Genomic DNA, 25,585 nt, shown 5'->3' with positions numbered 1-25,585 from the left:
GCCCCTGCTGCGTGCGAACCGCCCCGCGGTTCGGAGCACGTGGGCGAGAAGCGGTTCAGAGCACGTGGGCGAGGACCTGCGAATTGCGGCGGGGGTCGAGGGAGTTCGCCCAGGCCGCGGGAGCGAGACGCGCACTGGCGAGTGCGAAGCCGTGCCGGCGGAAGAGTTCACCACCGCCGGTCGTCGCGGTGAACAGGGCGTCCAGCGACTGAGCGGTCGCCCTGGCCAGCGCCGCGCGCAGGAGCAGCCCGCCGACCCCGTGGCCCTGCCGGTGCGGCGCGACGCAGAAGTTGTACAGGATCCCCATGGGCCCGCGGCCGGCCACCGTGTCGGCGGCGTGAACACGCAGGCCCAGGCAGCCGTCCAGCGTGCCGTCGGGGGCGTCCACGACCAGGAAGTCGGCCGCGTCGGCGGCGTAGAGGGAACGAGGACGCGCCCGCAACGCGCCCGTGCGGACGAACGGCCGCGAAAGGGCTTCGAGGGCGCGGGCATCCCCGGCGGACGCGGACCGTACGGTGAGCGAGGCGGGCGGGGATGTGCGTGGCAGCAGTGCGCCGAGGCGCGGGGTGGCCGTGGTCAAGGCATTCCTTCCTTCGGTCCCACCCCGACGAAGAGGGCCGGCCGGCGCCGACACTTGGGACATGAACTAAGGTTAGCCTAACCTAAACCCGGCGCCCGTCGACGAATGTCGACACCACGGCGATGTCACCGATGCGTGAGGTGCTGACGCGCCATGGGTCGTCGCCCAGCACGACCAGGTCGGCGCGCTTCCCCGGAGCGAGAGTGCCCGCGCTGTCGTCCCAGTGGCAGGCGTAGGCCCCGCCGACGGTGTACGCACGCAGGGCCTCCTCGACGGTGATGCCCTCGTCCGGGCCGATGACCTGACCCGACTCGGAGGCACGCTCGACCATGAACTGGACGGCCCGCAGCGGCGATCCGTCCGTGACGGGACGATCGGAGCTGCCCACCAGGGTGATGCCGTGGTCCAGGAACCCTCTCCCCCGGTACAGCCACGGTGCCCGGTCCTCACCCATGATCGCGGCGTAGTCGTCGCCGAAGTAGCGCAGGAAGTTGGGCTGGATCACCGCCGCCACGCCCAGCCGTGCGAAGCGCGGGAGCTGGTCGGGCCGGATCAGGCCGGCGTGTTCGATGCGGTGCCGGGCGCCCGGACGCGGCCGGATGCTCTGTGCCCGTTCCAGGGCGTCCAGGGCGAGGTCGGCGGCGCGGTCGCCGATGGCGTGGACGGCGAGCTGCCAGCCGGCGAGGTGCCCGGCCACGATGGTGTCCGCGATGCGCTCCGGCTCGTCCTGGAACTGGCCGGTGTGTTCCATCCCCTGGTACGGCCTGGTGAGTGCGGCCGTGCGGGCCATCATGCCGCCGTCGGTGTAGATCTTCAGCGCGCCCATGGAGAGCCAGTCGTCACCGAAGCCGGTGCGCAGCCCGAGGTCGAGGGCCCGGGGAATGCCGTCGGAGTCGTGCGCGGCGACGGGGCGCAGCGTGTCACCGGCGGCCATGAGCTGTACGCGCAGGGGCAGGCGCCCCTGGTCCCGCAGGAGTTGGTAGGCGCCGAGCTCGACCGGGCTGTGGCCGAGCAGGCCGCCTCCGATGCCCGCCTCGGCGCAGGCGGTGATGCCTTCCGCCAGGCAGACCCGGCCCGCGCGCTCGATCGCGTCGGCGATCTCCTCCTGGGAGTACGGCAGCCGCAGCCGCCGCGCGGCGGTCATGGCGCTCTCGGCCAGGAAACCGTCCTGGTGCGGGACGTCGGCGGGCAGCAGCTCCAGGACACCGCTGTTGACGACGCAGGCGTGTCCCGAGTCGTGCATCATGAAAACCTTGCGCCCGTCGCCGACCTTGTCCAGTTCGGCCGCGGTCAGGTGGCGCCCCAGCGCCCGCTGGTCGTACCCCGCGACGTCCACCCAGGCACCGTACGGCTTGCGGGCGACCGCCTCGGCCACGACCGCGAGTACGTCCTCGACCCGCGTGCACGGCGCCACGCTCGGTGTGCTCGCCTTGAGACCCGTCCAGGCCATGTGCACATGGCTGTCGATGAATCCGGGCAGCACGGTGGCGCCTTGGAGGTCGATCACCTCGCGTGCGGGCAGCGAGGTCACCGCGTCGTCCAGACCCACGATCCGGCCGCGCCAGATGCCCAGGTCGTGGGCGACGGGGTGGTCCGGGGCCATGGTGACGATGTTCGCGTTCGTCAGCCTGGTGCAGAGCATGGGCAGTCCGTCCCTAGCGTGTGTCCGCTGCCGCGGCGTCGCCGGCCATGGCGTGAGGTTTGCGAGCGGTGGGCACCATCAGCGGTGTGCCGGTCTCCGGGTCGTCGATGATCCTGCAGGGCAGGCCGAACACGTCCTCGACCAGCTCTGCGGTCATGACCGTCGCCGGATCCCCTTCGGCGGCGATGGTGCCGCCGGGCCGCATCACCACCAGGTGACTGGCGTAGCGGCAGGCCTGGTTGAGGTCGTGCAGGACCGCGACGATCGTGTGGCCCTTCCGCTCGTGCAGATCGGCGCACAGATTCAGCACCTCGACCTGGTGCGCGATGTCGAGGTAGGTCGTCGGTTCGTCGAGCAGCAGGATGGACGTCTCCTGCGCCAGCACCATCGACAGCCATACGCGTTGGCGCTGGCCGCCGGAGAGGTCGTCGACGGGCCGGTCGGCGAGTTCCAGTACGCCGGTCTGGCTCATCGCCTCGATCACGGCGGACTCGTCGTCGGCGGACCACTGCTTGAGCATCCGCTGGTGCGGGTAGCGGCCGCGGGCCACCAGGTCCCCCACCGTGATGCCGCCGGGCGCGGTCGACGACTGCGGGAGCAGGCCGAGCCGGCGCGCGACTTCCCGGGTCCGGTACGACGAGATGGCCGCCCCGTCGAGATACACCTCTCCGGCCTTGGGCCGCAGCATGCGGGCCAACGCCTTGAGCAGGGTGGACTTTCCGCAGGCGTTCGGACCGATGATCACCGTGAAGGAGTGGTCGGGAATGACGACCCCGAGGGAGGTGGCCACGGTCCGCTGCTCGTAGGAGAGTGTCAGGTCCTCGGCACGCAGCCGGGCTGTCGGGGGGATCGTCGCTGTCATGCGCGGCTCTTTCGCGATTCTGTGACCAGCAGCCAGATGAGATACAACCCACCGATGGTGCCGGTCGCCGTGCCCACCGGAAGGAGAGCGGGTGAGAAGATGCGCTGCACCGCGAGATCGCTCCCGGCCAGCAGTACGGCGCCCATGAGGGCGGCAGGGACCAGTCCGGCGCCGCCGGACGAACTGATGAGCCGCCGGGCGAGCTGGGGCGCCGCCAGCGCGATGAACCAGATGGGACCGGTCACCGCGGTGGCGAACGCCGCCAGGGCGACGCTGATGAAGAGCAGGGCCAGCCGGTCGCGCGACACGTTGACGCCGAGTGCCGTCGCCGTGTCGTCGCCCATCTCCACCATGGACAGTCTGCGGGCGAGGCCGAAGGCGAGCGGGAGGAGGACCGCCACCGCGATGCCCACCGCGCCGGCGTGGTCCCAGCCCCGGTTGCCGAGGCTGCCGATCAGCCACGCCTGGGCCTCCAGCGCCTCCTGCCAGCTCGCCCGGGTGATCAGGTACGAGTTGACGGCGAGCAGCAGGGCGCTCACACCGATGCCCATGACGACGAGCCGGAAGCCGTGCATACCGGCGCTGAACACCAGCAGGTAGACCACGGCGGCCGTGGCCAGCCCGCCGACGAGTGCTCCGAGCGCGATTTGGGTCATGCTGCCGTTGAGCACGACGATGACGAGCAGCGCTCCGGTCGCCGACCCGTTCGTGAAGCCGATGATGTCCGGGCTGCCGAGCGAATTGCGGGTCAGGCTCTGGAGGATGGCCCCGCTGACCGCCAGCGCCGCCCCGACGCACAGTGCGGTCACCAGTCGTGGCATGCGCAGGGTGTTGACGATGAAGTCCGCGCCGCCCGACCCGTTTCCGGCCAGCGCCTGAAGCACCTCCGTGAGCGACAACGGGAAGTCCCCCGTCGTCAGGGTGATGCCCATGACCACGACGAGCGCGACCAGCAGGGCCGCCGTCACGGCGACGGTACGGCTCTGGACCCGCAGGGAGAGCCGTCCCGTCCGGGTACGGATGATGACACCGCTCACCACGCGGGGCTTCGGGACCACGGAATCGCTCACCTTGTCGGTTGCCTGGGTCGTGGAGGTGCCGGCCTCCCGTACGGCGCTCACAGCATCGCCAGCTTTCGGCGGCGGCACAGCGCGATGAACAGCGGTGCCCCGATGAACGCGGTGACGATGCCGACCTGGACCTCGCCGGGCGCGCCGATCACCCGCCCCAGGGTGTCCGCGCCGATCAGCAGGATCGGCGCGATCAGCATCGAGTACGCCAGCACCCATCGTTGGTCGGGGCCGACCACGAATCGCGCCATGTGCGGCACCACGAGACCGACGAATCCGATCGGTCCCGCCGCGGCGGTGGCGGCGCCGCACAGCAGCATCACCGCGACGGCGCCGAGCACCCGGGTGCGGCCCACGTCGACGCCGAGAGCGCGTCCCATCTGGTCGCCCATGGCCAGCGCGTTCAGCGACGGGGCCAGGGCCAGGGCGATCACCACGCCCACGGCGACGAAGGGCAGGATCACGTACAGGACGTCGTAGTTGCGGCCCGCGAGCGCGCCCACGGTCCAGAACCGGAAGTGGTCGAACGCCCGCGGATCGAGCAGCATCACGGCCGAGTTGAAGGCGTACAGCACCGCCGTGACCGCCGCTCCCGCGACGACCAGGCGGTCGGGGGTCGCCAGCGTGCGTCCGGAGGAGCCGAGCAGAAAGACCACGACGGACGCGATCGCCGCACCGACGAAGGCGAACCACACATAGCCGAGGGCCGTCCCCACACCGAGGAACGCGATGGCGACCACCACACCGGTCGAGGCGCCCAGGCTCACGCCGAGCAGACCGGGATCGGCGAGCGGATTGCGGGTCAACGCCTGCATGAGGGCGCCCGAAAGCCCCAGTCCCAGGCCCACCATGAGGCCGAGCAGGGTACGGGGGATCCGGTACTCGTGGATGATGACCGCCGCGTTCGACCCGTCGGGCTGCCACAGGACACTCCACGTCGAGGTGAACGAGATGTCCCTGGTGCCCACCCACACGCTGAGCAGCGCGACCACGATCAGCGCGCCGAGGCCCACCAGGAGCCCCACGCTGCGCAGTGCTGCCGCCGCGACCCGGCGCGTCGACGGCGTGGCTGGATCGTCGGCACCGCTCTCGGACACCGCCCGGGCCTCGACCGACAACAAGAAATACCCCCCGGCGGCAGATTGCGCGTCGCGCCGGAAACAGGGCGGACGCGCAAGAAATGACGTACTTAGGTGAGCCTAACCGAACCGTAATTCAGGGTCAACGCCCGCGCATTTCCCGCCAGTACACGACCCGGACCTGGCCGGACGGGGAGCTCGGCGCCACATTTGATTAGAGTAGCCTTACCTAACTATCCCACCATCTTCGCGGAGGTACCCGCATGCTCGACGGAGGACCGACGGGGGGCCACGTCCTCCGAAGGGCGATCGGGAGCCAGCGTCGCCGCCTGGCCGGGGCGTCACTGCTCGGCATGACGCACCAGGCCTGCGAGGCGATGGTTCCCGTCGTCATCGGCGTCATCATCGACGAAGCGGTGGCGACGGGTTCCTCCGGCGCCCTGCTGCGCTGGCTGGTAGTGCTCGCCGTACTCTTCTTCGTCCTGTCCACGTGCTACCGGACCGCCGCGAGGATCACCGACGGGGCGAGCGAACACGCCGCGCACCGAATACGGCTCGAACTCGGCGCCCGGGTGCTCCACCCGCGCGGCGGAGCGGACGCGGGCCGGCTCCCCGGCGCGCTGACCGCCATCGCCACCGGCGACGCCAAACGGGTCGGCGCGGTGGCGTCCGCACTCCCGTACGCGATGTCGGCGGTTGCCGGACTCGCGATCAGCGCGGTGACGCTCCTTCGGATCTCGGTGCCGCTCGGCCTGCTCATCCTCCTCGGCGTCCCGCCCCTGCTGTGGCTCGGCCACCGGATCAGCCGACCGCTCGAACGGCGCAGCGAGGCCGAACAGGAGCACGCCGCACACGCGTCCGGCGTCGCCGCCGACCTCGTCGCGGGCCTGCGGGTCCTCAAGGGCATCGGCGCCGAACCGGCCGCGGTGTCCCGGTACCGGCGGACCAGTCAGGACTCGCTGTCGGCAGCGCTGCGTGCCGCCCGGAGCCGGGCCTGGCACGCCGGCGCGGTGCTCTGTCTGACCGGCATCTTCATCGCGGTCATCGGGCTGGTCGGCGCGCATCTGGCGATACGCGGTTCCATCAGCGTCGGGGACCTGGTGGCGGCTGTGGGACTCGCCCAGTTCCTCCTCGGACCGTTCCAGCTCCTCACCTATGTGAGTGCCGAGTTCGCCCAGGGACGTGCCTCGGCCGGCCGGATCGCGGAAGTTCTCGCCTCACCCCCGGCCGTGCCGGAGGGATCGGACACACCTGCCCATCCGGTTGCCGGGCGGCTCCGGCTGCGTGGCGTCACGCACGGCGCGCTGCGCGGCGTCGACCTCGACATCGCACGAGGAGACTTCGTCGGCGTGGTCGCCAAGGACCCGGCCGCGGCGACCGACCTGCTGCTCTGCCTGGGCCGCGAACGCGACCCCGACGAAGGGGCCGTCGAGCTCGACGGCGTATCACTTGCCTCGCTCGACCCCGACGCGGTGCGCGGCGCGATCCTGGTCGCCCACCACGACGCGGACCTGTTCGAGAGCACCCTGCTGGACAACGTACGGGCCGGAACGGACAGCGACACGGCGGACATCGAACCGGCGCTGAAGGCGTCGGCCGCCGATGACGTCGCACGGGCCCTGCCCGAGGGCGTGGACACGATGCTCACCGAGCGCGGGCGCTCCCTGTCCGGCGGACAGCGTCAACGGGTCGCGCTGGCCCGGGCTCTTGCCGCCGATCCCCCGGTTCTGGTCGTCCACGATCCGACCACCGCCGTAGACACGGTCACCGAGTCGCGGATCGCCGCCCGTCTGAAGGAGCTCCGCCGCGACCGCACCACCGTCCTCGTGACGACCAGTCCCGCTCTCCTCGCCGTGACCGATCGGGTGGTGGTGCTCGACGACGGTGCCGTGACCGCGGACGGCCGCCATCCGGACCTCGTCGCGACCGACGAGGCGTACCGCTCGGTGGTCCTGGCATGACGGCCCCGACGGACGAAGCAGTGAACGACAACGGCGCGAACGACAAAGGACGGACGATGAGCGGAACCAGCACGCGGGCCGCCGGCCCGGAGCGCGAGCTCCTGCCGATCGCCACGGGCGCCCAGACGCTCGCCGTCGTCGGCGCGTTGCTGCGCCCGCACCGGCTCCTGGCCGTCTCCGCGGTGACCGTCCTGCTCGTCGGCACCGGCATCGGCATGCTGACCGCCCCGCTGCTCGGCCGCATCGTCGACCTGGTGATCGAACAGCGCGGTCCCGGCTCGCTCACCCTGCCCATGGTCCTGCTCATCGCCGTGGCCATCGGCCGGGGTGCGGGCACCGCGATCGGCAGCTCCCTCGTCGCCCGTCTCGGCGAGAGCATCCTCGCGAGCCTGCGCGAGCGGTTCATCGAGCGGGCGCTGCGACTGCCCCTCGAACGCGTCGAGAAGGCCGGTTCGGGCGACCTGACCTCCCGCGTGACCGGCGATGTGACGCTGATCACCAAGGCCGTACGCCAGGCGCTGCCCGAGTTCAGCAGCGCCCTGCTGACCATCGGTCTGACGCTGGCCGGGCTCGCCGTCCTGGACTGGCGGTTCCTGCTCGCCGTCCTGCTGGCCGTGCCCGTCCACATCCTCACCGTCAGGTGGTACATCCCCCGGTCCACGCCCGTGTACGCCGCCCACCGGGTGGCGACGGGCGCCCTGCAGCACCAGCTACTCGACAGCGTCGGCGGCGTGCGGACCGTGCGCGCGTTCCGGCTGAACGGCAGGCACGCGGAGCTGCTGGAGCAGCGGTCGCAGGAAGCCGTCGGGCTCGCGCTGCGCGGCATCCGCCTCTATTCCGGGTTCTTCTCGCGGCTCAACCTCGCCGAGTTCATCGGACTGACGGGGGTCCTGGTCACCGGATTCGTCCTGGTCGACAACGGTTCCGTGAGCATCGGCACGGCGACCGCGGCAGCGCTGTACTTCCACAGCCTGTTCAACCCCGTCAACGCCGCGCTCTTCCTGATCGACGAGGCACAGTCGGCCGGCGCGAGCCTCGCCCGACTCGTCGGTGTGTCGAGCCTGACTGCGGAGCCGGAGTCCGACGGGTCGGCCGCGCCGGTGGACGGTTCGGTGAAGGTGTCCGCGCTCGGACACGCGTACGTCTCCGGGCACCAGGTGCTGCGTGAGGTGGACCTGGAGGTGCGCTCCGGGGAGCGGGTCGCCCTGGTCGGCGCCAGCGGGGCCGGGAAGACGACCCTGGCGAAACTCATCGCGGGCGTCCACCAGCCGACCGGCGGCTCGATCTCCCTGGGCGGCGTCGACAGCCGGGAGCTCGGCCCCGACGGGATCCGGCGGGCCGTGACGCTGATCAGCCAGGAAGTCCACGTGTTCGCGGGGCCGTTGGCCGAGGACCTGCGGCTGGCCCGGCCGGACGCCACCGACGAGGAGCTGCGCGCCGCGCTCGCCCGCGTCGACGCCCTGGGCTGGGCGAAAGCACTTCCCGAGGGGCTCGACACGGTGGTCGGCGAGGGCGGGCACCGGCTCACGGTGACCCAGGCCCAGCAACTGGCCCTGGCCCGCCTCGTCCTCGCCGATCCCCCGGTCGCGATCCTCGACGAGGCCACCGCGGACGCCGGCAGCGCGGGCGCCCGCACACTGGAGACGGCCGCCCTGCGGGCACTCGAGGGACGTACGGGCCTGATGGTCGCCCACCGGCTTCCCCAAGCCGCCACCGCGGACCGGGTCGTCGTCCTCGACCAGGGCCGGGTCGTCGAGACGGGCACGCACGACGAATTGGTGGCCGCGGGCGGTCGCTACGCGGCGCTGTGGGCCGCGTGGTCCGACAGCCGGCGGGAGCCGGGCAGCGCCGCGTCCTGAAGTCGGCACCGATGCGTAGGCCCCTGGGGGATTCCCCCAGGGGCCTACGCGTTGGTGTCGGGCTCGCGTGCCCGACACGACGCGAACAACCGCCGCAGCGAACGCTTCCTGGGCCGGGCCGCCGGTCCTGGCCGTGCGCCGGCATACCCGCTGCGACACGCCCCTGGCCGCCCCGACCGGGCGCCCCCATGCGGCCGGGGGACGCGGTCCGCCCGGAGACGCGGTCCGGCCGGGGACGCGGTCCGGCCGGGGACGCGGTCCGGCCGGGGACGCGGTCCGGCCGGGGACGCGGTCCGGCCGGGGACGCGGTCCGGCCGGGGACGCGTCCGGCCTGGGTTCCCGGCCGCAGGGGGTCACGGCCCACCAGGGCCACGGTCCGCACCGGTTCACAGCCGCACGGGCGCGCGGCCCCACCGGGGTCATGGCCCACCGGGCGGCCCCACGAGGGTCACGGCCACACAAGGCCACGGTCCGCAGGGTTCACGACCGCACCGGGCGCGGCCCCGGCAGGGACATGACTCCCCACCAGGGTCACGGCCACACCAGGGTCACGACCGCACGGGGCGCGGCCCCACCGGGGGCATGACACCGCCACGGTCACAGCCACCAGGGCGACCAGTCCGCAGGGGAGACGCGGGCCGCCAGGGTCGCGGGGTTCCACCCGGGGCGCGGGCCGCCCGGTCCCGCAGGCGCGGACGAGCCGCCCGTCGGCGAAGTACAGCGCCCTGCGCGGCCGCCCGGTCCCGCAGAGAAACGTGCCGCGCGGCGGTGAACGCACAACGCCGCCCGCGGTGAGCGGACGGCTCACCGCGGGCGGCGACTGGTTCTCAGAGGCGTCAGGCCTGCTGCGCGATCAGGCTCGCGGGCCGCAGGTCGGTCCAGTTGGCCTCCACGTAGGCGAGGCACGCCTCCCTGGTGTCCTCACCGAAGACGGTCCGCCACCCCGCCGGCACCTCGGCGAAGGAGGGCCACAGCGAGTGCTGGTTCTCGTCGTTGGTCAGAACCAGGAAGCGGCCCTGCGGGTCCTCGAACGGGTTGGTCGTCATATGTTGTCACTCCTCATGGACATAACGGTGAACAGCTCCGAGAGCGGCTGTTCCGGGTCGGCTGCCACGGTCCGCAGCAGCACCTGAAGTTCGTCGGCGAGTCGGCGCGCCTTGGCCTCGCCGAGCAGTTCGGTCGCGTGGATCAGCTCGCAGTGGACCGGTCCGTCGCCGCGCGGCTCGTAGAAGCTCAAGGTCAGCTCCGCCCGCGTCGAGCCGGTCGGTACGGCGTGGAAGGAGCCCATGCCGCCCTCCAGCTCATGGAAGTCCGCCTGCTCATGGTGGATCACCATGACCTGCGGCCCCTCCGCGGGCAGGCCGGTCGCGCGGACGACCTCGTCGAACGGGACGTCCTGCCGGTCCAGCGCGCTGAGCGTCGTCTCCCGTACCCGGGTCAGCAGCTCGGCGAAGGTCGGGTCGCCAGCGGTGTCGGTGCGCAGCACCACGGTGTTGGCGAAGCAGCCGACGAGATCGGCGAGTTGGTCGTCGCCGCGGCCGGCGACCATGGTGCCGATCGGCAGGTCGGTGCCGGCGCCGTGGGCGGTGAGCAGGGCGGACAGGGCCGAGTGCAGCACCATGAACATGCTGGTACCGGTCGCCTGCGCGAGCTTGTCCACGTCGGCGTGGAGCCGCTCGTCGAGGAAGAATCCGACGTAGTCACCGCTGTGGCCGGGCAGGCCGGACGCGGTGGGACGCGGCCGGTCCGTCGGCAGCGCCAGCACACGTGGGATGTCCTTCAGCGTCTGCTGCCAGTACGCGAGCTGTCGCCCGCCCAGGCTGTCGGGGTCGGCGGGGTCGCCGAGGACCTCGTGCGCCCAGTGCGTGTAGTCGGCGTACGTCACCGGCAGGGGCTCCCACTCGGGGGCCCGGCCTTCCGTACGGGCCGCGTACGCCGTGGTGAGGTCGCGGAACAGGGGTACCACGGACCATTCGTCCACCGCGAGGTAGTGCATGGTCAGCAGCACCGCCTGGGTGCCGTCCGCCCCGGTGAGCAGCCGGGCCCGCAGGGGCGGCTCCTCGGACAGGTCCGGGGCCTCGGCCGCGAGTTCGGCGAGCCGGGCGTCCAGGTCGGCGCACCGCTCCACCTCCAGGGCCGGGAACCCGGCGGCCTGCCGGCACACCTGGCCGTCCCGCTCGGCGAAGAGCGTGCGCAGCGGCTCGTGCCGTGCCACCACGTCACCCAGCGCGGCCGACAGCGCGTCGGCGTCGAGCCCGCCGGGCGCGCGCAGCACGAGTGCGTGGTCGAAGGCCGCGTGCCTGCGGTACGAGGACCACTGCCGGCGCTGTACGGGGGCGACCGGCAGCGCGGCACCGTCCGCGCGGTGCTCGACCGGGCGCAGCGCGGGCCGGGCGGCCGACGCTCCGTCCAGCTTGGCCGCGATACCGGCGACCGTCTGGGCGTCGAAGACGTCCCGGATGGTCAGCTCGACGCCGAACTCGGAGCGGATGCGGCCGAGGAGCCGCATCGAGGCCATCGAATGGCCGCCCAGGGCGAAGAAGTTGTCGTGGATGCCGACCTCTTCCAGCTTCAGGATCTCGCCGAACAGCTCCGCCAGGCGGGCCTGCGTCGCGGTGGCCGGGCGGGCGTCACCGGTCATCCCGGACCAGTCCGGTACGGGCAGCGCCTTGCGGTCCAGCTTTCCGTTGGGGGTCAGCGGCAGCGGGCCGTCCAGCGGCACCACCAGGGCGGGCACCATGTACTCGGGCAGCAGCCCGGCGACGTGCGTGCGCAGCGCCTGCGGGTCGAGCTCCCCGGCTTCGGGAACGGCGTAGCCGACCAGCCGGACGATGTCGCCGTCCCGGTCCGGCACCACGGCGGCCTGGGCGACCCCGGGGTGACCGGCGAGGGCCGCCTCGATCTCGCCCAGCTCGATACGGAAGCCGCGGATCTTCACCTGGGTGTCGACCCGGCCGAGGAAGTCGAGGTTGCCGTCCCGACGCCAGCGGGCACGGTCACCGGTGCGGTACATACGGCTGCCGGCCGGACCGAACGGGTCGGCGACGAACCGCTCGGAGGTCAGCGCGGACTTGCCGAGGTAGCCGCGGGCGAGTCCGCGTCCGGAGACGTACAGCTCGCCGACCACACCGGGCGGGACGGGGCAGAGGCGCTCGTCCAGCACGTAGCAGACCGTGTTGGGGTCGGGCCTGCCGATCGGGACCCGTCCGGCGGGCCGTCCGCCGTGCTCCCAGGCCGGCCACAGCGTGGAGTTGACCGTCGCCTCGGTGAGGCCATACGCGCAGATCAGGTTGGCCGTGGCGCCGAAGCGCTCGAACAGGTCCGGCGGCACCGTCTCCGTACCGACCAGGACGGTGGAGCCCTCGGGCAGCTCGCAGCCCGCCGGCAGCGCCGACACCAGGGAGGGCGGCAGGATCATGTGGGTGACCCGCTGGTCCGCCAGGAAGTCGGTGAGCGCCGGTCCGGCGACGCGCGCCTCGTCGGGTATGAGCACGAGCCGGCCGCCGTGGCACAGCGCCATCGACAGTTCGAAGGCGAAGACGTCGAAGCCGATCGAGGCGAACTGGAGCACTCTGCTGTCGCGTTCCAGGCCCATGCGGTCGACCGCTGTGGCGACCAGGCTGGAGATGCCCTCGTGCGGGACGACCACGCCCTTGGGGCGGCCGGTCGAACCGGAGGTGTAGATCACGTAGGCGGCCTGGTCCAGGCTCACCGGCGCTTCGTCCACCTCGGACTCGGGCAGCCGGTCCAGTTCGGCCGTGGTCTCCGGAGCGTCGAGCAGGACCACGGGTACGCCCGCGACGTCCGGGATCTTCCCGGCCACCGGCTCGGTGCCGACGACGAGCGCGGCCCCGGAGTCCTCGATCATGTACGTGAGCCGGTCGGCGGGGTGGACCAGGTCGAGCGGCAGGAACGCGGCGCCCAGCTTGTGGGCGGCGAGCACCGTGGCGACCATGTCGACCGACCGGGGCACGGCCACGCCGACCACGCTCTCGGCGCCCACCCCGCGCGCGGCCAGCAGCCGGGCGATCCGCTGGGCCCTGGCGTCGAGCTGGGCGTACGTCACCGACCTGGACCGTTCCACGACGGCCACCGCGTCGGGCCGCTCGGCGACCCGCCGGGCGAACAGGGCGGGCAGCGTGGCCTCGTCCACCTCCCGGGCAGTGGCGTTGAAGCCTTCCAGAACCAACTGCCGCTCGTCGGCGGCGAGGACGTCCACGCGGGACACCGGCCGCTCCGGCTCGGCGGCCACCGCGGCGACCAACTGCCGCAGGCGGTCGCCGAGGCGCTCGGCGGTCTCCTGGTCGAACAGCTCGGTGGCGAACTCCAGCCGGCAGCCCAGAGTGCCCTCGTCGCTGTCGGCAGCGTTCACGTGCTCGGTGAAGCTGAACACGAGGTCGAACTTGGCCGAGCGGATGCGGAACGGCACATGCTCCACGCCGAGGCCGGGCAGCTCCATCGCGTCGCCGGTGCGGTTGTGGTAGCCGACCATCACCTGGAACAGCGGGTTACGGGCCAGCGACCGCGTCGGGTTCAGCTTCTCGACGACGGACTCGAACGGCACGTCCGCGTGGGAGAACGCGGCCAGGTCGGTGTCGCGGACCCGGCCCAGCAGCTCGGTGAAGCTCGGGTCGCCGGTGAGGTCGGTACGCAGGACGAGCGTGTTGACGAAGAAGCCGACCAGCTCGTCGAGCGCCTCGTCGCTGCGCCCGGCGATGGGCGAACCGAGCGGGATGTCCGTGCCGGCGCCCATGCGGTGGAGCAGTGCGGCGACGGCCGCGTGCGCCACCATGAACATGCTGGCGCCGCTCTCCCGGGCCAGTCGCTTCAGGCCCTGGTAGGACGTGGCGTCGAACTCGATGTCGAGCTCGGCTCCGGTGAACGCCGGCCGTGCGGGCCGGGGCCGGTCGGTCGGCAGCTCGATCTCCTCGGGCGCGCCCTGAAGCGTCGTGCGCCAGTACTCCAGCTGACGGGCGGCGAGGCTCTGCGCGTCCGCCGGGTCGCCGAGCAGGCGCTGCTGCCACAGTGCGTAGTCGGCGTACTGGACGGGCAGCGGCTCCCACTCGGGCGCCGAGCCGGACTTGCGGGCGGCGTAGGCGGTGGCCAGATCGCGGAGGAACGGCCGGTCCGACCACTCGTCGGTGGTGATGTGGTGCAGCAGCAGGACGACGACGTGGTCCTCCGGCCCCACCTCCACGATCGTCGCGCGGAGCGGCAGTTCGGTGGCGAGGTCGAACGGCCGGTTGACGGCGGCGTCGACGATGCCGTCCAGCTCGTCCTCACCGGCGCGGACGCACTCCACCTCGGGCTGCGCCTGCTCGGCGGGGAGCACCCGCTGGAACGCCTGGCCCTCGCGCTCGGTGAAGACCGTGCGCAGCGCCTCGTGGCGTGCCGCCACATCGGCCAGGGCCGCCCGCCACGCGTCCACGTCGAGCGCGCCGCGCAGCCGCATCACGAGCGGGAAGTTGTAGGCGGCCGAGGTGCACTCGATCTGCTGGATGACCCACAGCCGCTGCTGGGCGTGGGAGAGCGGCAGCTCGTCGGGCCGCTCGCCGGCGGTGAGCGCCGGCCGGTCGGCGGCGTGCGTGCTGCCCGCGCGCTCCACCAGTTCGGCGACGGTCGGCGCCTCGAAGAGGTCCCGGATCGCCAGCTCGGCCTTCAGCGCGGTGCGGGCGCGGCTGATCAGCCGGGTGGCCAGCAGGGAGTGGCCGCCCAGCTCGAAGAAGTTGCTGTCGATTCCGACGCTGCCCTCGGCGAGGCCGAGCACCTCGGCGAAGAGCGCGCAGAGCGTCTCCTCCTGCGGCGACCGGGGCGGGCGGCTGCTGCTCGGCCCGGCGAAGGCCGGCGCGGGCAGGGCCTTGACGTCGAGCTTGCCGTTGACGGTCAGCGGCAGGGTGTCCACCGCCACCAGCGCGGCCGGGACCATGTAGTCCGGCAGGCCGGCCTTCAGGTGCTCGCGCAGGCTCTGGACCAGCGTCTCGCCCCGCTCGGTGCCTTCCTCGGGTACGACGTAGCCGACGAGGCGCTTGGTACCGGCGGTCTCCGCCACGACGACCGCGGCGTGCGCGACCTCGGGGTGGGCGGCCAGGGCCGTGGAGATCTCGCCCAGTTCGATCCGGTAGCCGCGGATCTTGACCTGGTCGTCGGTACGGCCGAGGAAGTCGATCAGACCGTCCGGGCGCTGCCGTACGAGGTCGCCGGTGCGGTACATCCGCTCACCGGGGGCGCCGAACGGGTCGGCGACGAACCGCTCGGCCGTGAGGCCGGGCCGGTCGTGGTAGCCCCGGGCGAGGCCGGTGCCGGCGATGTACAGCTCACCGGGGCAGCCCGGCGGGACCGGGCGCAGCATCGCGTCGAGGACGTAGGCCCGGGTGTTGCGGATGGGCATGCCGACCGTGGGGGTCGCGCTGTCGGCGGTGGAGCCGCCGAGCGTGTTGATCGTGTACTCGGTCGGCCCGTACAGGTTGTAGCCGTAGGTGCCCTCGGTGCGGCGCAGGCGCGTCCACACCGCGTCGGACACGGCCTCGCCGCCGAGCAGGACCAGGCAGGGCCGGTGCTTGCCGGCGCTCTCGTCCTGGTCGAGCAGGCCCTCCTCGATCAGCAACTGGGCGTACGTGGGCGTCACGTTGACCACGTCGACCTGATGCCGGTCGCAGTAGGCCACCAGCGCTTCGGCGTCGCGGCGCAGCTCCTCGTCGCAGACGTGGACCTCGTGTCCCTCGACGAGCCAGAGCAGCTCCTCCCAGGACATGTCGAAGGCGAAGGAGACGGTGTGCGCGATGCGCAGGCGCCGCCCGCCCGCCGACGCGATCGCCGGGTCGAAGATCTCCTTCTGGTGGTTGAGCTGCATGTTCGTCAGGCCCCGGTACGGGGTGACGACGCCCTTGGGCTTGCCGGTCGAGCCGGAGGTGTAGATGACGTACGCCGGGTGCTCCAGCCGGTCCGGCACGTCGTGCGCGAACGCGGGCCGCTCTGCGTCGGTGATCTCACCGTCCGGGAGGGCGGCGAGTTCCCCGGTGACGGCCGGGTCGTCCAGCAGGACTTCCTGGGCGAGCGGGCCGGAGGGGCCCCGCAGCGTCGGGGCGACGGCGGTCGTGGACAGCAGGCACAGCGGCCCGGTGTCCTCGACCATCAGGCGCAGCCGGTCGGCGGGGTGGTCCAGGTCGAGCGGCAGGTAGGCGGCGCCGGTGCGCAGCACCGCGAACAGTGCGACGACCATCTCGATGGAGCGCGGCAGCGCGAGGGCGACGACCTTCTCCGGTCCGGCGCCACGGGCGAGCAGCAGCCGGGCGAGCCGGTTGATCTGCCCGTCCAGCTCCGCATAGGTGAGGGCGCGCTCGCCGAACACCAGGGCCACCGCTTGGGGGGTGCGGGCGACCTGCGCGGCGAGCATGTCTGCGACGGTCTCGTTCGGCACGGGGTTGTTGCTGGACTTCCACTCGGAGAGCAGCGCGGCACGCTCGCCGGGCAGCAGCAGGTCCAGGGTGCCGACGCGGGCGGAGAGGTCGCCGATCAGCCGCTCCACGAGGGTGCCGAAGCGCTCCAGGGTGGCCGTGGCCCGGTCGTCGTCGATCAGGTCCGGGCGGTACTCCAGCTTCACCCGGACGACCTCGGCCGGGTTGACGATGAGGGTCATCGGGTAGTGGGTGGCGTCCACACTGGCCACGCCGGTGATGCCGTGCCGCTCGGTGAGCCGGCGGAACGCGGTCTCGTCGGCGAAGTTCTGCAGCACGTACAGGGTGTCGAAGAGGACGCTGTGGCCGCCGACCCGCTGGAGCTCGGCCAGACCCAGGTACTCGTGGTCCATCAGCGCGACCCGCTCGGACTGCATGCGGCGCAGCAGGTCCGCGACGGGCTCGTCGGGGTCGAGGGCGATCCGCTGGGGCACCGTGTTGAGGAACATGCCGATCGTCGTATCCACTCCGGCCACGTCCGCCGGACGTCCGGAGACGGTGGCGCCGAACACGACGTCGTCGCTGCCGACAGTCGCGGACAGGACGAGTGCCCAGGCGGCGGAGAGCACCGCGTTGATGGTCAGCCCGTGCTCACGGGCGGACGCCCGCAGGCGGTCACTGAGTTCGGGGGTCAGCTCGAAGGTGCGGCGTCGGGGGATCGTCGGCTCGTCGCCCCGCTCGCGCGCCACGAGCGTCGGCTCGTCGAGGCCCGCCAGCGCCTGCCGCCACGTCTCGCGGGCCGCGTCGAAGTCCTGCCCGGCGAGCCAGGTCAGGTAGTCGCGGTAGCTGCCGGGCTCGGACAGCGCCGTGTCGTCGCCGGACGCCGCGTACAGCTCCAGCAGTTCGTCGAACACCAGCGACTGCGACCAGCCGTCCCAGGCCACCAGGTGGTGGCTGAGCATCAGGCGGTCGGTGGTGTCGGTGAGCCGGATCAGCTTGAGCCGGAACAGCGGGGGCGCGGCCAGGTCGAAACGCTGCCGCCGGTCGGCGTCGGCGATCTCGGTGAGCCGTGCCTGCCGCTGCTGCTCGGTCAGGCCCGTGAGGTCCACCTCGGTCAGCGGCACCTGGATCTCGTCCGCCGGACAGACGAACTGCACGGGTCGCGGCAGGCCGTCACTGGTGATGCCGGCGCGCAGGCTCGGGTGCCGGCGCAGCATCGTCGCGCAGGCCGCGCGGACCCGCTCGATGTCGAGGCGGTGGCCGAAGTCGTAGCTCTCCTGTGCGGTGTAGACGTCCAGCGCGGAGGTGTCGTAGCTGGCGTGGAAGTGGATGCCTTCCTGGAGCGGCGACAGCGGCCAGATGTCGGTGACCGGGGCCGGGCTGACGCTCTCGACCAGGTCGATGTCGGCCTGCGTGAGCCGGACGAGCGGGACGTCCGACGGGGTGAGCGCACGCGCCGCCGACCCCGACTGGGCCGTCTGCGCGACGAGTTCACGCAGGGCGTCCGCCCAGGCGCGGGCGAGGTCCTGCACGTCCTGCGCCGTCAGCGCGCCGCCGTCGGTCCAGCTCCAGGTCGCGCGCAGCTCGGGGCCGCCCGGGGTGTCCGCGCACACGGCGTTGACCTGGAGCGGGTACGGCATGGCCTGGTCGGCGTCGGGTCCGGTGCGCAGCGCCTCGGACTCGGCCACGGGGGCCCAGTCCTGGTGCTGCTCGGCGGGCAGCCGGCCGAAGTAGTTGAACAGCACCTGCGCGCTGGACAGCTGGGCGAAGACGGGGGCGAGCTGCGGGTTGAGGTAGCGCAGCATGCCGTACCCGGCGCCCGAGTCGGGCGCGGAGCGTACGGACTCCTTGACGCGCTTGAGCACGTCGAGGGCGTCGTGGGCGGCGGGGAGCCGGACCGGGTGCAGGCTGGTGAACCAGCCGACGGTGCGCGACAGGTCCATGTCGACGCCGCCACGTCCGTGGCGTTCGAGGTCGACCAGCAGGTCGCCCGCGGTGTCGCCCGCCTCACCGCGCCACCGCGACACGGCGACGCGCAGGGCGGCGAGCATGACCTCGGTGACATCGGCTCCCACGGCGGCGGGCACCGAGGTCAGCACGGCCTGGGTCTCGTCCGTGGCGAGGGACACCATGTGGTCGCGGGCCGCGCCTGCGGTTCCGTTCCGTGCGGCTCCGGCGATCAGCTCGGCGCCGGGTGCCAGGGTCTTGGCCCAGTACGGCAGCTCGGCCTGGCGCTGCGGTGAGGTGGCCTGTTCGGCGACCGCGCGGGCGAACCGCCGCAGCGAGGTCGGCACCGGCTCCAGGTGCGGGCGCTTCCCGCGGGAGACGGCCTCCCACGCGGTGGCGAGGTCGCCGAGCAGAACGCGCCAGGACACGCCGTCGACCGCCAGGTGGTGGACGACGAGGAGCAGCCGTCCGGGCCGGCCGTCGCCGGCGTCGAACCACACCGCCTGGACCATGACGCCGTCGTCGGGGGCGAGCCGTGAGGCGGCGGCGTCGGACTCGTCGGCGATGACCGTGCGCAGGCCGTCGTCGTCGAGTCCGCGCACGTCGACGCGGTGCAGCAGCGCTGCCGCGTCGACCGCGCCCTGGGCGCGGGTCTGGGCCGACCAGAGCTGGGGAATGGCGGGCCCGAGGTCCATGCGGGACAGGGTGAGCCGCAGGCCGTCGTGGTGGTCCAGCACCTCTTGCAGGACCCGCGTCAGCGAGTCGGTGTCCGCTGCGGCGGGCGTCTGGAGCAGCATCGACAGGTTGAAGCGGTTGATCGTTCCGCCGTGCTCGCGGAGCCAGTGGACGATCGGCAGCAGCGGGACGTCACCCACGCCGTCGGAGTCGGTCACCGCCGCCAGGGGCGCGGTCTCCTCGGTCTCCCCGACCGCCGCGGCCAGCGCGGCGGGCGTGCGGTGCTCGAACACTTCCCGGGGACTGATGGGCATACCGGCCTTTCGGGCGCGACTGGACACGAGGATGGACAGGATGCTGTCCCCGCCCAGCGTGAAGAAGTCCTGGTCGGGGCCGACCTCGTCGATCCCGAGAACGGCGGCGAAGATCTCGGACAGTGCGCGCTCGCGCTCGTCGCGCGGCGCGCGTCCGGCGGCCCCCGTGGTGACGGCGGGCGCGGGCAGCGCGTTCTGGTCGAGCTTGCCGCTGGGCGTCAGGGGCAGCTCGTCGAGGACGACGACGGCGGCCGGCACCATCGTCGCGGGCAGCGCGTCGGCGACCGCCGCAAGCAGGGCGTCGGCGTCCAGAGCACCGGCACCGGGTGCGGGCACTGCGTAGCCGACGAGTGCCCCGTCGCGGACGACGACGGCCGCGCGGGCGACGCCCGCCTGCGCGGCGAGCGCCGCCTCGATCTCGCCGAGTTCGATGCGGTTGCCGCGGATCTTGACCTGCCGGTCGGTGCGGCCCAGGTACTCGATGGCCCCGTCCGCACGCCGCAGGACCAGGTCTCCGGTCCGGTACATCCGCTCCCCCGGCGCGCCGAACGGGTCGGCGACGAACCGGTCGGAGGTCAGGCCGGGCCGGTCGTGGTAGCCACGGGCCAGCTGGACTCCGGCCAGGTAGAGCTCGCCGGGCACGCCGTCCGGGAGCTGGCGCAGGAACGCGTCCAGCACGTACAGCCGGGTGTTCCACACCGGGCGGCCGATGGGGACGGACAGCTCCGAGCCGCCGTCGTACGGGAACCAGGTCACGTCGACGGCCGCCTCGGTGGGGCCGTAGAGGTTGTGCAGCGGCACGGGGCCGCGCCCGGAGCGGGACGTCACGTCCCACCAGCGCCGGGCGACGTCACCGGTGAGCGCCTCACCGCTGGAGAACACGCGCCGCAGGCTCGCCGCCCAGTCGCGGGCGCCCATGCCTTCCTCCATGGCCTGCACGAACGCGGCCAGCATGGAGGGCACGAAGTGCAGCGTCGTGATGCGCTCGGCGCGGATCAGCTCGGCGAGGTAGGCCGGGTCGCGGTGCCCGTCGGGGCGGGCGAGGACGACCGTCGCCCCTTCGAGGAGCGCCCAGAAGAACTCCCACACCGACACGTCGAAGCTCGACGGGGTCTTCTGCAACACCCGGTCGTCCGCGTCGAGTCCGTACTGGCCCTGCATCCAGGCGAGCCGGTTGACGATGGCGCGGTGGGTGACCGCGACGCCCTTGGGGCGCCCGGTGGAGCCGGAGGTGTAGATGAGGTAGGCGGGGTGGTCGGGACCGGCCTGCTCACCCGAAACATCGGGAACGTTCGCAGCGTCCTCGGCGCCGTCGACGACCAGGCACTCCAGTCCGGTGCCCTCCGGCAGCCGCTCGGCCGCCTCGGCGGTGGTCACGACGGTACGCGCGCCCGAGTCGGCGAGCATGAACGCCACCCGGTCGGCGGGGTAGTCCAGGTCGACGGGCAGGTAGGCGGCGCCCGACTTGAGGACGCCCAGCAGCGCCACCATCAGCTCGGCCGAGCGCGGGACGGCGACCGCGACGAACCGCTCCGGTCCGGCGCCGGCCGCCCGCAGGCGTCGCGCGAGCGCTTCGGCGCGCCGGTCGAGCTCCGCGTACGACAGCGCGGTGTCCTCGAAGACGACGGCCGTGGCGTGCGGGGTCCGTGCCACCTGCGCGGCGAAGGCGGACACGAGCGTGTGGTCGGGCACCGGGTGGGCGGTGGCGTTGAGCTCGCCGAGGTGCTCCTGCTCCCGGGCGGAGAGCAGTTCGAGCTGGGCGACCCGCTGGTCCGGGTTCGTCACCACGGCCTCCAGCAGCGCCACGAACCGGGCGGCGAGCACCGCGACCGCGGTGTGGCCGAAGCGGGCCGCGTCGTGCTTGAAGCGCAGCTCCAGGGACTCGCCCGGCTGCACGACGAGGGCGAGCGGGTAGTGCACCGCGTCGAACACCTCGGCGCCGGTGATGGCGAGCGCGTCCGGGTCGGCGGGCAGGCGCTGGGCCGGATAGTTCTCGAACACGACCAGGGTGTCGAAGAGTTCGCCGCTGCCGGTGATCCGCTGGATCTCGGCGAGTCCCAGGTGCTGGTGGTCCAGCAGCCCGGCCTGCTCGTCCTGTGCGCGCCGCAGCAGCTCGGTGAGCGAGTCGTCCGGGCGCATGCGCACCCGCGCGGGAAGGGTGTTGATGAACAGGCCCACGGCGGAGTCCAGGCCGTCGACCTCGGTGGTCCGCCCGGAGACGGTGCTGCCGAAGACGACGTCCGCGTTGCCGGTGAGCCCGCCCAGCAGCAGGGCCCAGGCCCCGTGGACGACGGTGCTCATCGTGAGACCGTGCGCCCGGGCGTAGGCCGTCAGGTCCGTGGTGAGCCGCTCGGGCAGGCGGACGTCGACGTGTTCGGGCCGGGCCGGCGACCCGTGCTCGTCCGAGGCCGCGGCGGTGTCGGGTGCGGTCAGCCGGGTCGGACCGGCCACGTCCGCGAGGGCGAGCCGCCAGGCGTCGCGTGCCGCCTCGCGGTCGCGGCCGGCGAGCCAGGACAGGTACGCGTGCGGGGCGGGCGCCGGGGGCAGTTCCTCGCCCCGGTAGGCCGCGAGCAGCTCGCGCAGCAGGACGGAGACCGACCAGCCGTCGGCGATGATGTGGTGCAGCGTGAGCAGGAGCCGGTGGCGCTGCCCGTCCCGGAGCAGGGTGGCGCGCATCAGCGGCGGCTGTGCGAGGTCGAACTCCTCGGCCCGGTCCGCCCGCAGCAGTTCGTCGACCCCTTCTCGGGGTACGTCGGTCTCCCGCCACGGCAGCGTCACGTTCTCCGCGAGCTGCTGGACGACCTCTCCGCCGGGGAGCTGGCGGAACGACGCGCGCAGCAGTGCATGCCGGTCGAGCAGCTGCTGCAGGGCACGCCGCAGCCGCTCCGGGTCGACGGGTCCGGCGAGGTCGAACAGCTCCTGGACCACGTACAGGTCGGCGGCGTCCTCGTCGAACTGCGCGTGGAAGAAGAAGCCCTCCTGGAGGGGGGACACCGGCAGCGCCGTCTCGTCGAGCTCCACCGGGGCCGCGTCGGCGACCGTGCCGGCGGCATCGGCCAGTGCCGCGAGTGCCGCCACCGTACGGCGTCGGAAGACATCGCGCGGCGTGATCGCCAGCCCGGCCGCACGGGCCCGGTTCACGAGCTGGATCGCGACGATGCTGTCACCGCCGAGCTCGAAGAAGCTGTCGTGGACGCCCACCGAAGGCAGGCCGAGGACCTCGGCGAACAGCTCGGCGAGGGTGGTTTCGGCGGGCGTCGTCGGGGCGGCGTCACCGGTCATCGCCGTCCACTGCGGCTCGGGCAGGGCGCGGGCGTTGAGCTTGCCGTTGGGCGTCAGCGGCAGCGGGCCGTCCAGCAGCACGAGCGCCGACGGCACCATGTACTCGGGCACCGCCTCCGACACCTGGGCGCGCGCCGCCGCCACGGACGCGTCGGCGTCCGCGCCGTCGTCGGCGACCAGGTAGGCGACGAGGCGCTTGACTCCCCGGTGGTCCTCGCGCAGGAGGACGGCGGCCTGGGAGATGCCCGGGCACGCCATGAACGCGCTCTCGATCTCGCCCGGTTCGATCCGGTGGCCGCGGATCTTGACCTGTCCGTCCGCGCGGCCGAGGAACTCCAGGTTGCCGTCGGCGCTCCAGCGCACCCGGTCGCCGGTGCGGTACATCCGCGCGCCCGACGGTCCGAACGGGTCGGCGACGAACCGCTCCGAGGTCAGCCCCGCCCGGCCGAGGTAGCCGCGGGCCAGGCCGCGCCCGCCGACGTACAGCTCACCCTCGACACCCACCGGGACCGGACGGAGTGCCGCGTCGAGCACGTACGCGCAGGTGTTCGGGTCGGGGCGGCCGATAGGCGCGGGGCCCTGCCAGTCGGGCTCGGCGAGCCAGAGGGTGGAGTTGACGGTCGCCTCGGTCAGGCCGTAGGCGACGACGATCTGCAGCCGACCGGACCAGCGGGCGATCAGCTCGCTGGGCACCGCCTCGGTGCCGACGACGAGCACTGCCCCCTCGGGCAGTTCACAGTCCTGCGGCAGCGCCGACACGAGCGACGGCGGCAGGATCATGTGGGTGGCCCGGTGCTCCTCGATGTAGTCCGTGAGGGCGGGCCCGGCGACCCGGCGCTCGGTGGGAACGACGATGATCCGGCCGCCGACGCACAGCGACATGATCAGGTCCCAGACCGTCACGTCGAAGCCGACCGAGGCGAACTGCACGACCCGGCTGTCCGCGTCGATGCCGATCCGCTCGGTCGCTGTGGCGATCAGGCTGCCGACGCCGTCGTGCGAGACCACCACGCCCTTGGGGCGGCCGGTGGAGCCGGAGGTGTAGATGACGTACGCGGCCTGGTCCAGGGCGATCGGCAGGCCGGGGTCCGCGTCGTCCAGCGCGGCGCACTCGGCAGCCACGGACGGGTCGTCGAGCAGGACCTGTGCGACGCCGGGTGCCGCCGGCAGTTCACCGGCGAGCTCGCGCGTGGTGACGACGGTCCGCGCGCCGGCGTCGGACAGCATGTAGGCGATCCGGTCCTGGGGGTGGTCGGCGTCCAGCGGCAGATACGCCGCCCCCGCCTTCATCACCGCCAGCAGGGAGACCACCAGCTCGGGCGAGCGCGGGACGGCCACGGCGACGACGTCCTCGGCGCCCACGCCGCGCGCGATCAGCAGGCGGGCCAGCCGGTTGGCGGCGGCGTTGAGCCCGGCGTACGACAGCTCCCGCTCCTCGCAGACGAGCGCGACGGCGTCGGGCGAGCGGCGCACCTGCCGCTCGAAGGCGGCGGGCCAGGACAGTTCGGGCACCTCGCACGGCGCGATACCGAACTCGTCGAGGAGCTGGGCCCGCTCCGCGCCGGAAGTCAGCTCGATGTGGCCGATGGGGCGGTCCATGCCCTCGACGAAGGTGTCGAGGAGCATGAGGAATCGGCGCGCGTGGTCGTGCAGCGTCCGCTCGTCGCATGCTTCCGCGTCCGCGTCGAAGTGGACACGCAGGGTCCTGCCCGCCCGGGCCTCGACGACGGTGACGGCCAGGTCGCTGACGGGGCCGAGCCATACGGGGTGGAGGTCGGCCTCGTGGTCGCCGAAACGTATCCCCTCCCCGCCAGGGAGGATGTTGACCGTGGGGCCGACCAGTTCCGGTATGCCGTCGACCAGGCCGAGGTCCCTCGCCAGGTCCTCGGCACGGTAACGGCCGTGCTCGACCGCCCCGGCGACCTCGCTCCGCACCGCGTCCACGAGCTCGGACCCGGTCATGCCCCCGCGAACGGAGACGCGCAGCGGGAGGACGTTGGACACCATGCCCGGCACGTCCGTCGACGCGGCGTCCTGCCGGGCGGTGACCGGCAGGCCGAGGACGAGGTCCTGCTCGCCGGTGACGCGGTGCAGGTAGGCGGCCACGGCCGCCACGAGCAGCCGGGAGAGGCGCACGCCCGCGCCGGTCGCGGCGACGCGCAGCCGGGCGGTGTCCTCCGGCGACAGCTCCGCCGTGCGCCGGACCCGGCGCGTCATCGGTGCCTGCGCGCGCTCGACGAGGCGCACGGGCTCCGGCCGGTCGGCCAGTCGGTTCAGCCAGTACGCGCGGTCCTCCTGGTACTGCTCGGACTCGCGGTAGGACCGGTCGGAGGCGACCAGCGGGGACAGCGCCCAGTCGACGTCCCCGGCGGGCTCGCCGGCCGGCTCACCGGCCGTGTAGATCTCACCGGCCCGGCGGGTGATCAGTGCGACGCCCATGCCGTCGATGACGATGTGGTGGTAGCGCTGGTACCACAGGACGCGGTCGTCAGCGAGCCGGAGCAGCGCTTGTGCGAACAGCGGGCCGCGTGCCATGTCGGCGGGCCGATCGCGCTCGGCTTCCGCCCAGTCGGCGGCGGCGCCTGCGGGATCCGGTTCGTCCCGCAGATCGAGGACGGGGACGTCGACGGGCAAGCGCGCGGGAGTCTGGCGCGGTTCGCCGTTCTCGGCGTCGACGCGCACGTGCACGCACTCCGCCTCCTCGACGGCCTGCCGTACGGAGGCGGCCAGGCGCTCGAGGTGGAGGTCGTCGCCCCCCAGTTCCAGGAAGAACGCGATGTTGTAGGCCGAGCTGTCGGGCTCGATCTGCTGGGCAAGCCAGATACCGGATTGCCCGCCGGTGACGGGTGTCCCGGCAGCGGATGTCCGGTCCGACTCGGCGTCAAACATCGTTCGTGTGGCCTTTCCCTGGTTGTGCTTC

9 protein-coding genes are annotated in these 25,585 nt (G+C 72.9%); 2 read left to right on the top strand and 7 right to left on the bottom strand.

The window, feature by feature from the left end:
- Nucleotides 1–55: 55 nt before the first annotated feature.
- The 5 genes from ACF08N_RS03960 to ACF08N_RS03940 form a co-directional block, all read right to left on the bottom strand.
- Complete coding sequence (locus ACF08N_RS03960) at nucleotides 56–580, bottom strand: GNAT family N-acetyltransferase (RefSeq protein WP_392322990.1); 525 nt, start codon at nucleotides 578–580, stop codon at nucleotides 56–58.
- Nucleotides 581–662: 82 nt separating this feature from the next.
- Complete coding sequence (locus tag ACF08N_RS03955) at nucleotides 663–2,222, bottom strand: amidohydrolase (protein ID WP_392322989.1); 1,560 nt, start codon at nucleotides 2,220–2,222, stop codon at nucleotides 663–665.
- A gap of 13 nt (nucleotides 2,223–2,235) precedes the next feature.
- Nucleotides 2,236–3,084, bottom strand: a complete 849-nt coding sequence (locus ACF08N_RS03950) for an ABC transporter ATP-binding protein (RefSeq protein WP_392322988.1) — start codon at nucleotides 3,082–3,084, stop codon at nucleotides 2,236–2,238.
- Nucleotides 3,081–4,205 carry a FecCD family ABC transporter permease gene (locus ACF08N_RS03945; RefSeq protein ID WP_392322987.1) on the bottom strand — a complete coding sequence of 375 codons (1,125 nt, stop codon included), beginning with the start codon at nucleotides 4,203–4,205 and terminating at the stop codon, nucleotides 3,081–3,083. The genes ACF08N_RS03950 and ACF08N_RS03945 overlap by 4 nt, the downstream gene beginning before the upstream one ends.
- The gene (locus ACF08N_RS03940) at nucleotides 4,202–5,251 is read right to left on the bottom strand and encodes a FecCD family ABC transporter permease (protein ID WP_392322986.1); all 1,050 of its coding nucleotides are present in this window, start codon (nucleotides 5,249–5,251) and stop codon (nucleotides 4,202–4,204) included. Before ACF08N_RS03940 ends, ACF08N_RS03945 begins: the two co-directional genes overlap by 4 nt.
- Before the next feature lie 245 nt (nucleotides 5,252–5,496).
- On the opposite strand from ACF08N_RS03940, the gene ACF08N_RS03935 reads away from it, so the two are divergent.
- On the top strand, nucleotides 5,497–7,194 hold the full coding sequence (locus tag ACF08N_RS03935; protein ID WP_392322985.1) for an ABC transporter ATP-binding protein: 1,698 nt from the start codon (nucleotides 5,497–5,499) through the stop codon (nucleotides 7,192–7,194).
- Nucleotides 7,195–7,250: 56 nt separating this feature from the next.
- Nucleotides 7,251–9,053: an ABC transporter ATP-binding protein gene (locus ACF08N_RS03930; RefSeq protein WP_392322984.1), complete on the top strand. Its 1,803-nt coding sequence runs from the start codon at nucleotides 7,251–7,253 to the stop codon at nucleotides 9,051–9,053.
- A gap of 836 nt (nucleotides 9,054–9,889) precedes the next feature.
- Here the strand turns inward: ACF08N_RS03930 and ACF08N_RS03925 are convergent.
- Together ACF08N_RS03925 and ACF08N_RS03920 are read right to left on the bottom strand one after the other, a co-directional pair.
- Nucleotides 9,890–10,099: an MbtH family protein gene (locus ACF08N_RS03925; protein WP_392322983.1), complete on the bottom strand. Its 210-nt coding sequence runs from the start codon at nucleotides 10,097–10,099 to the stop codon at nucleotides 9,890–9,892.
- Nucleotides 10,096–25,554: an amino acid adenylation domain-containing protein gene (locus tag ACF08N_RS03920; protein WP_392322982.1), complete on the bottom strand. Its 15,459-nt coding sequence runs from the start codon at nucleotides 25,552–25,554 to the stop codon at nucleotides 10,096–10,098. The genes ACF08N_RS03925 and ACF08N_RS03920 overlap by 4 nt, the downstream gene beginning before the upstream one ends.
- Nucleotides 25,555–25,585 lie beyond the last annotated feature (31 nt).

The sequence above is a fragment of the Streptomyces sp. NPDC015127 genome (genome assembly GCF_043080095.1).
Classification (GTDB): domain Bacteria; phylum Actinomycetota; class Actinomycetes; order Streptomycetales; family Streptomycetaceae; genus Streptomyces.
This window is presented reverse-complemented; position numbering and strand designations above follow the sequence as displayed.

Bases quoted from the DNA above. Each gene is read 5' to 3' on its own strand.
- ACF08N_RS03925 (WP_392322983.1), bottom strand. From the start codon at position 10,099: ATGACGACCAACCCGTTCGAGGACCCGCAGGGCCGCTTCCTGGTTCTG.
- ACF08N_RS03955 (WP_392322989.1), bottom strand. From the start codon at position 2,222: ATGCTCTGCACCAGGCTGACGAACGCGAACATCGTCACCATGGCCCCG.
- ACF08N_RS03950 (WP_392322988.1), bottom strand. From the start codon at position 3,084: ATGACAGCGACGATCCCCCCGACAGCCCGGCTGCGTGCCGAGGACCTG.
- ACF08N_RS03935 (WP_392322985.1), top strand. From the start codon at position 5,497: ATGCTCGACGGAGGACCGACGGGGGGCCACGTCCTCCGAAGGGCGATC.
- ACF08N_RS03930 (WP_392322984.1), top strand. From the start codon at position 7,251: ATGAGCGGAACCAGCACGCGGGCCGCCGGCCCGGAGCGCGAGCTCCTG.
- ACF08N_RS03920 (WP_392322982.1), bottom strand. From the start codon at position 25,554: ATGTTTGACGCCGAGTCGGACCGGACATCCGCTGCCGGGACACCCGTC.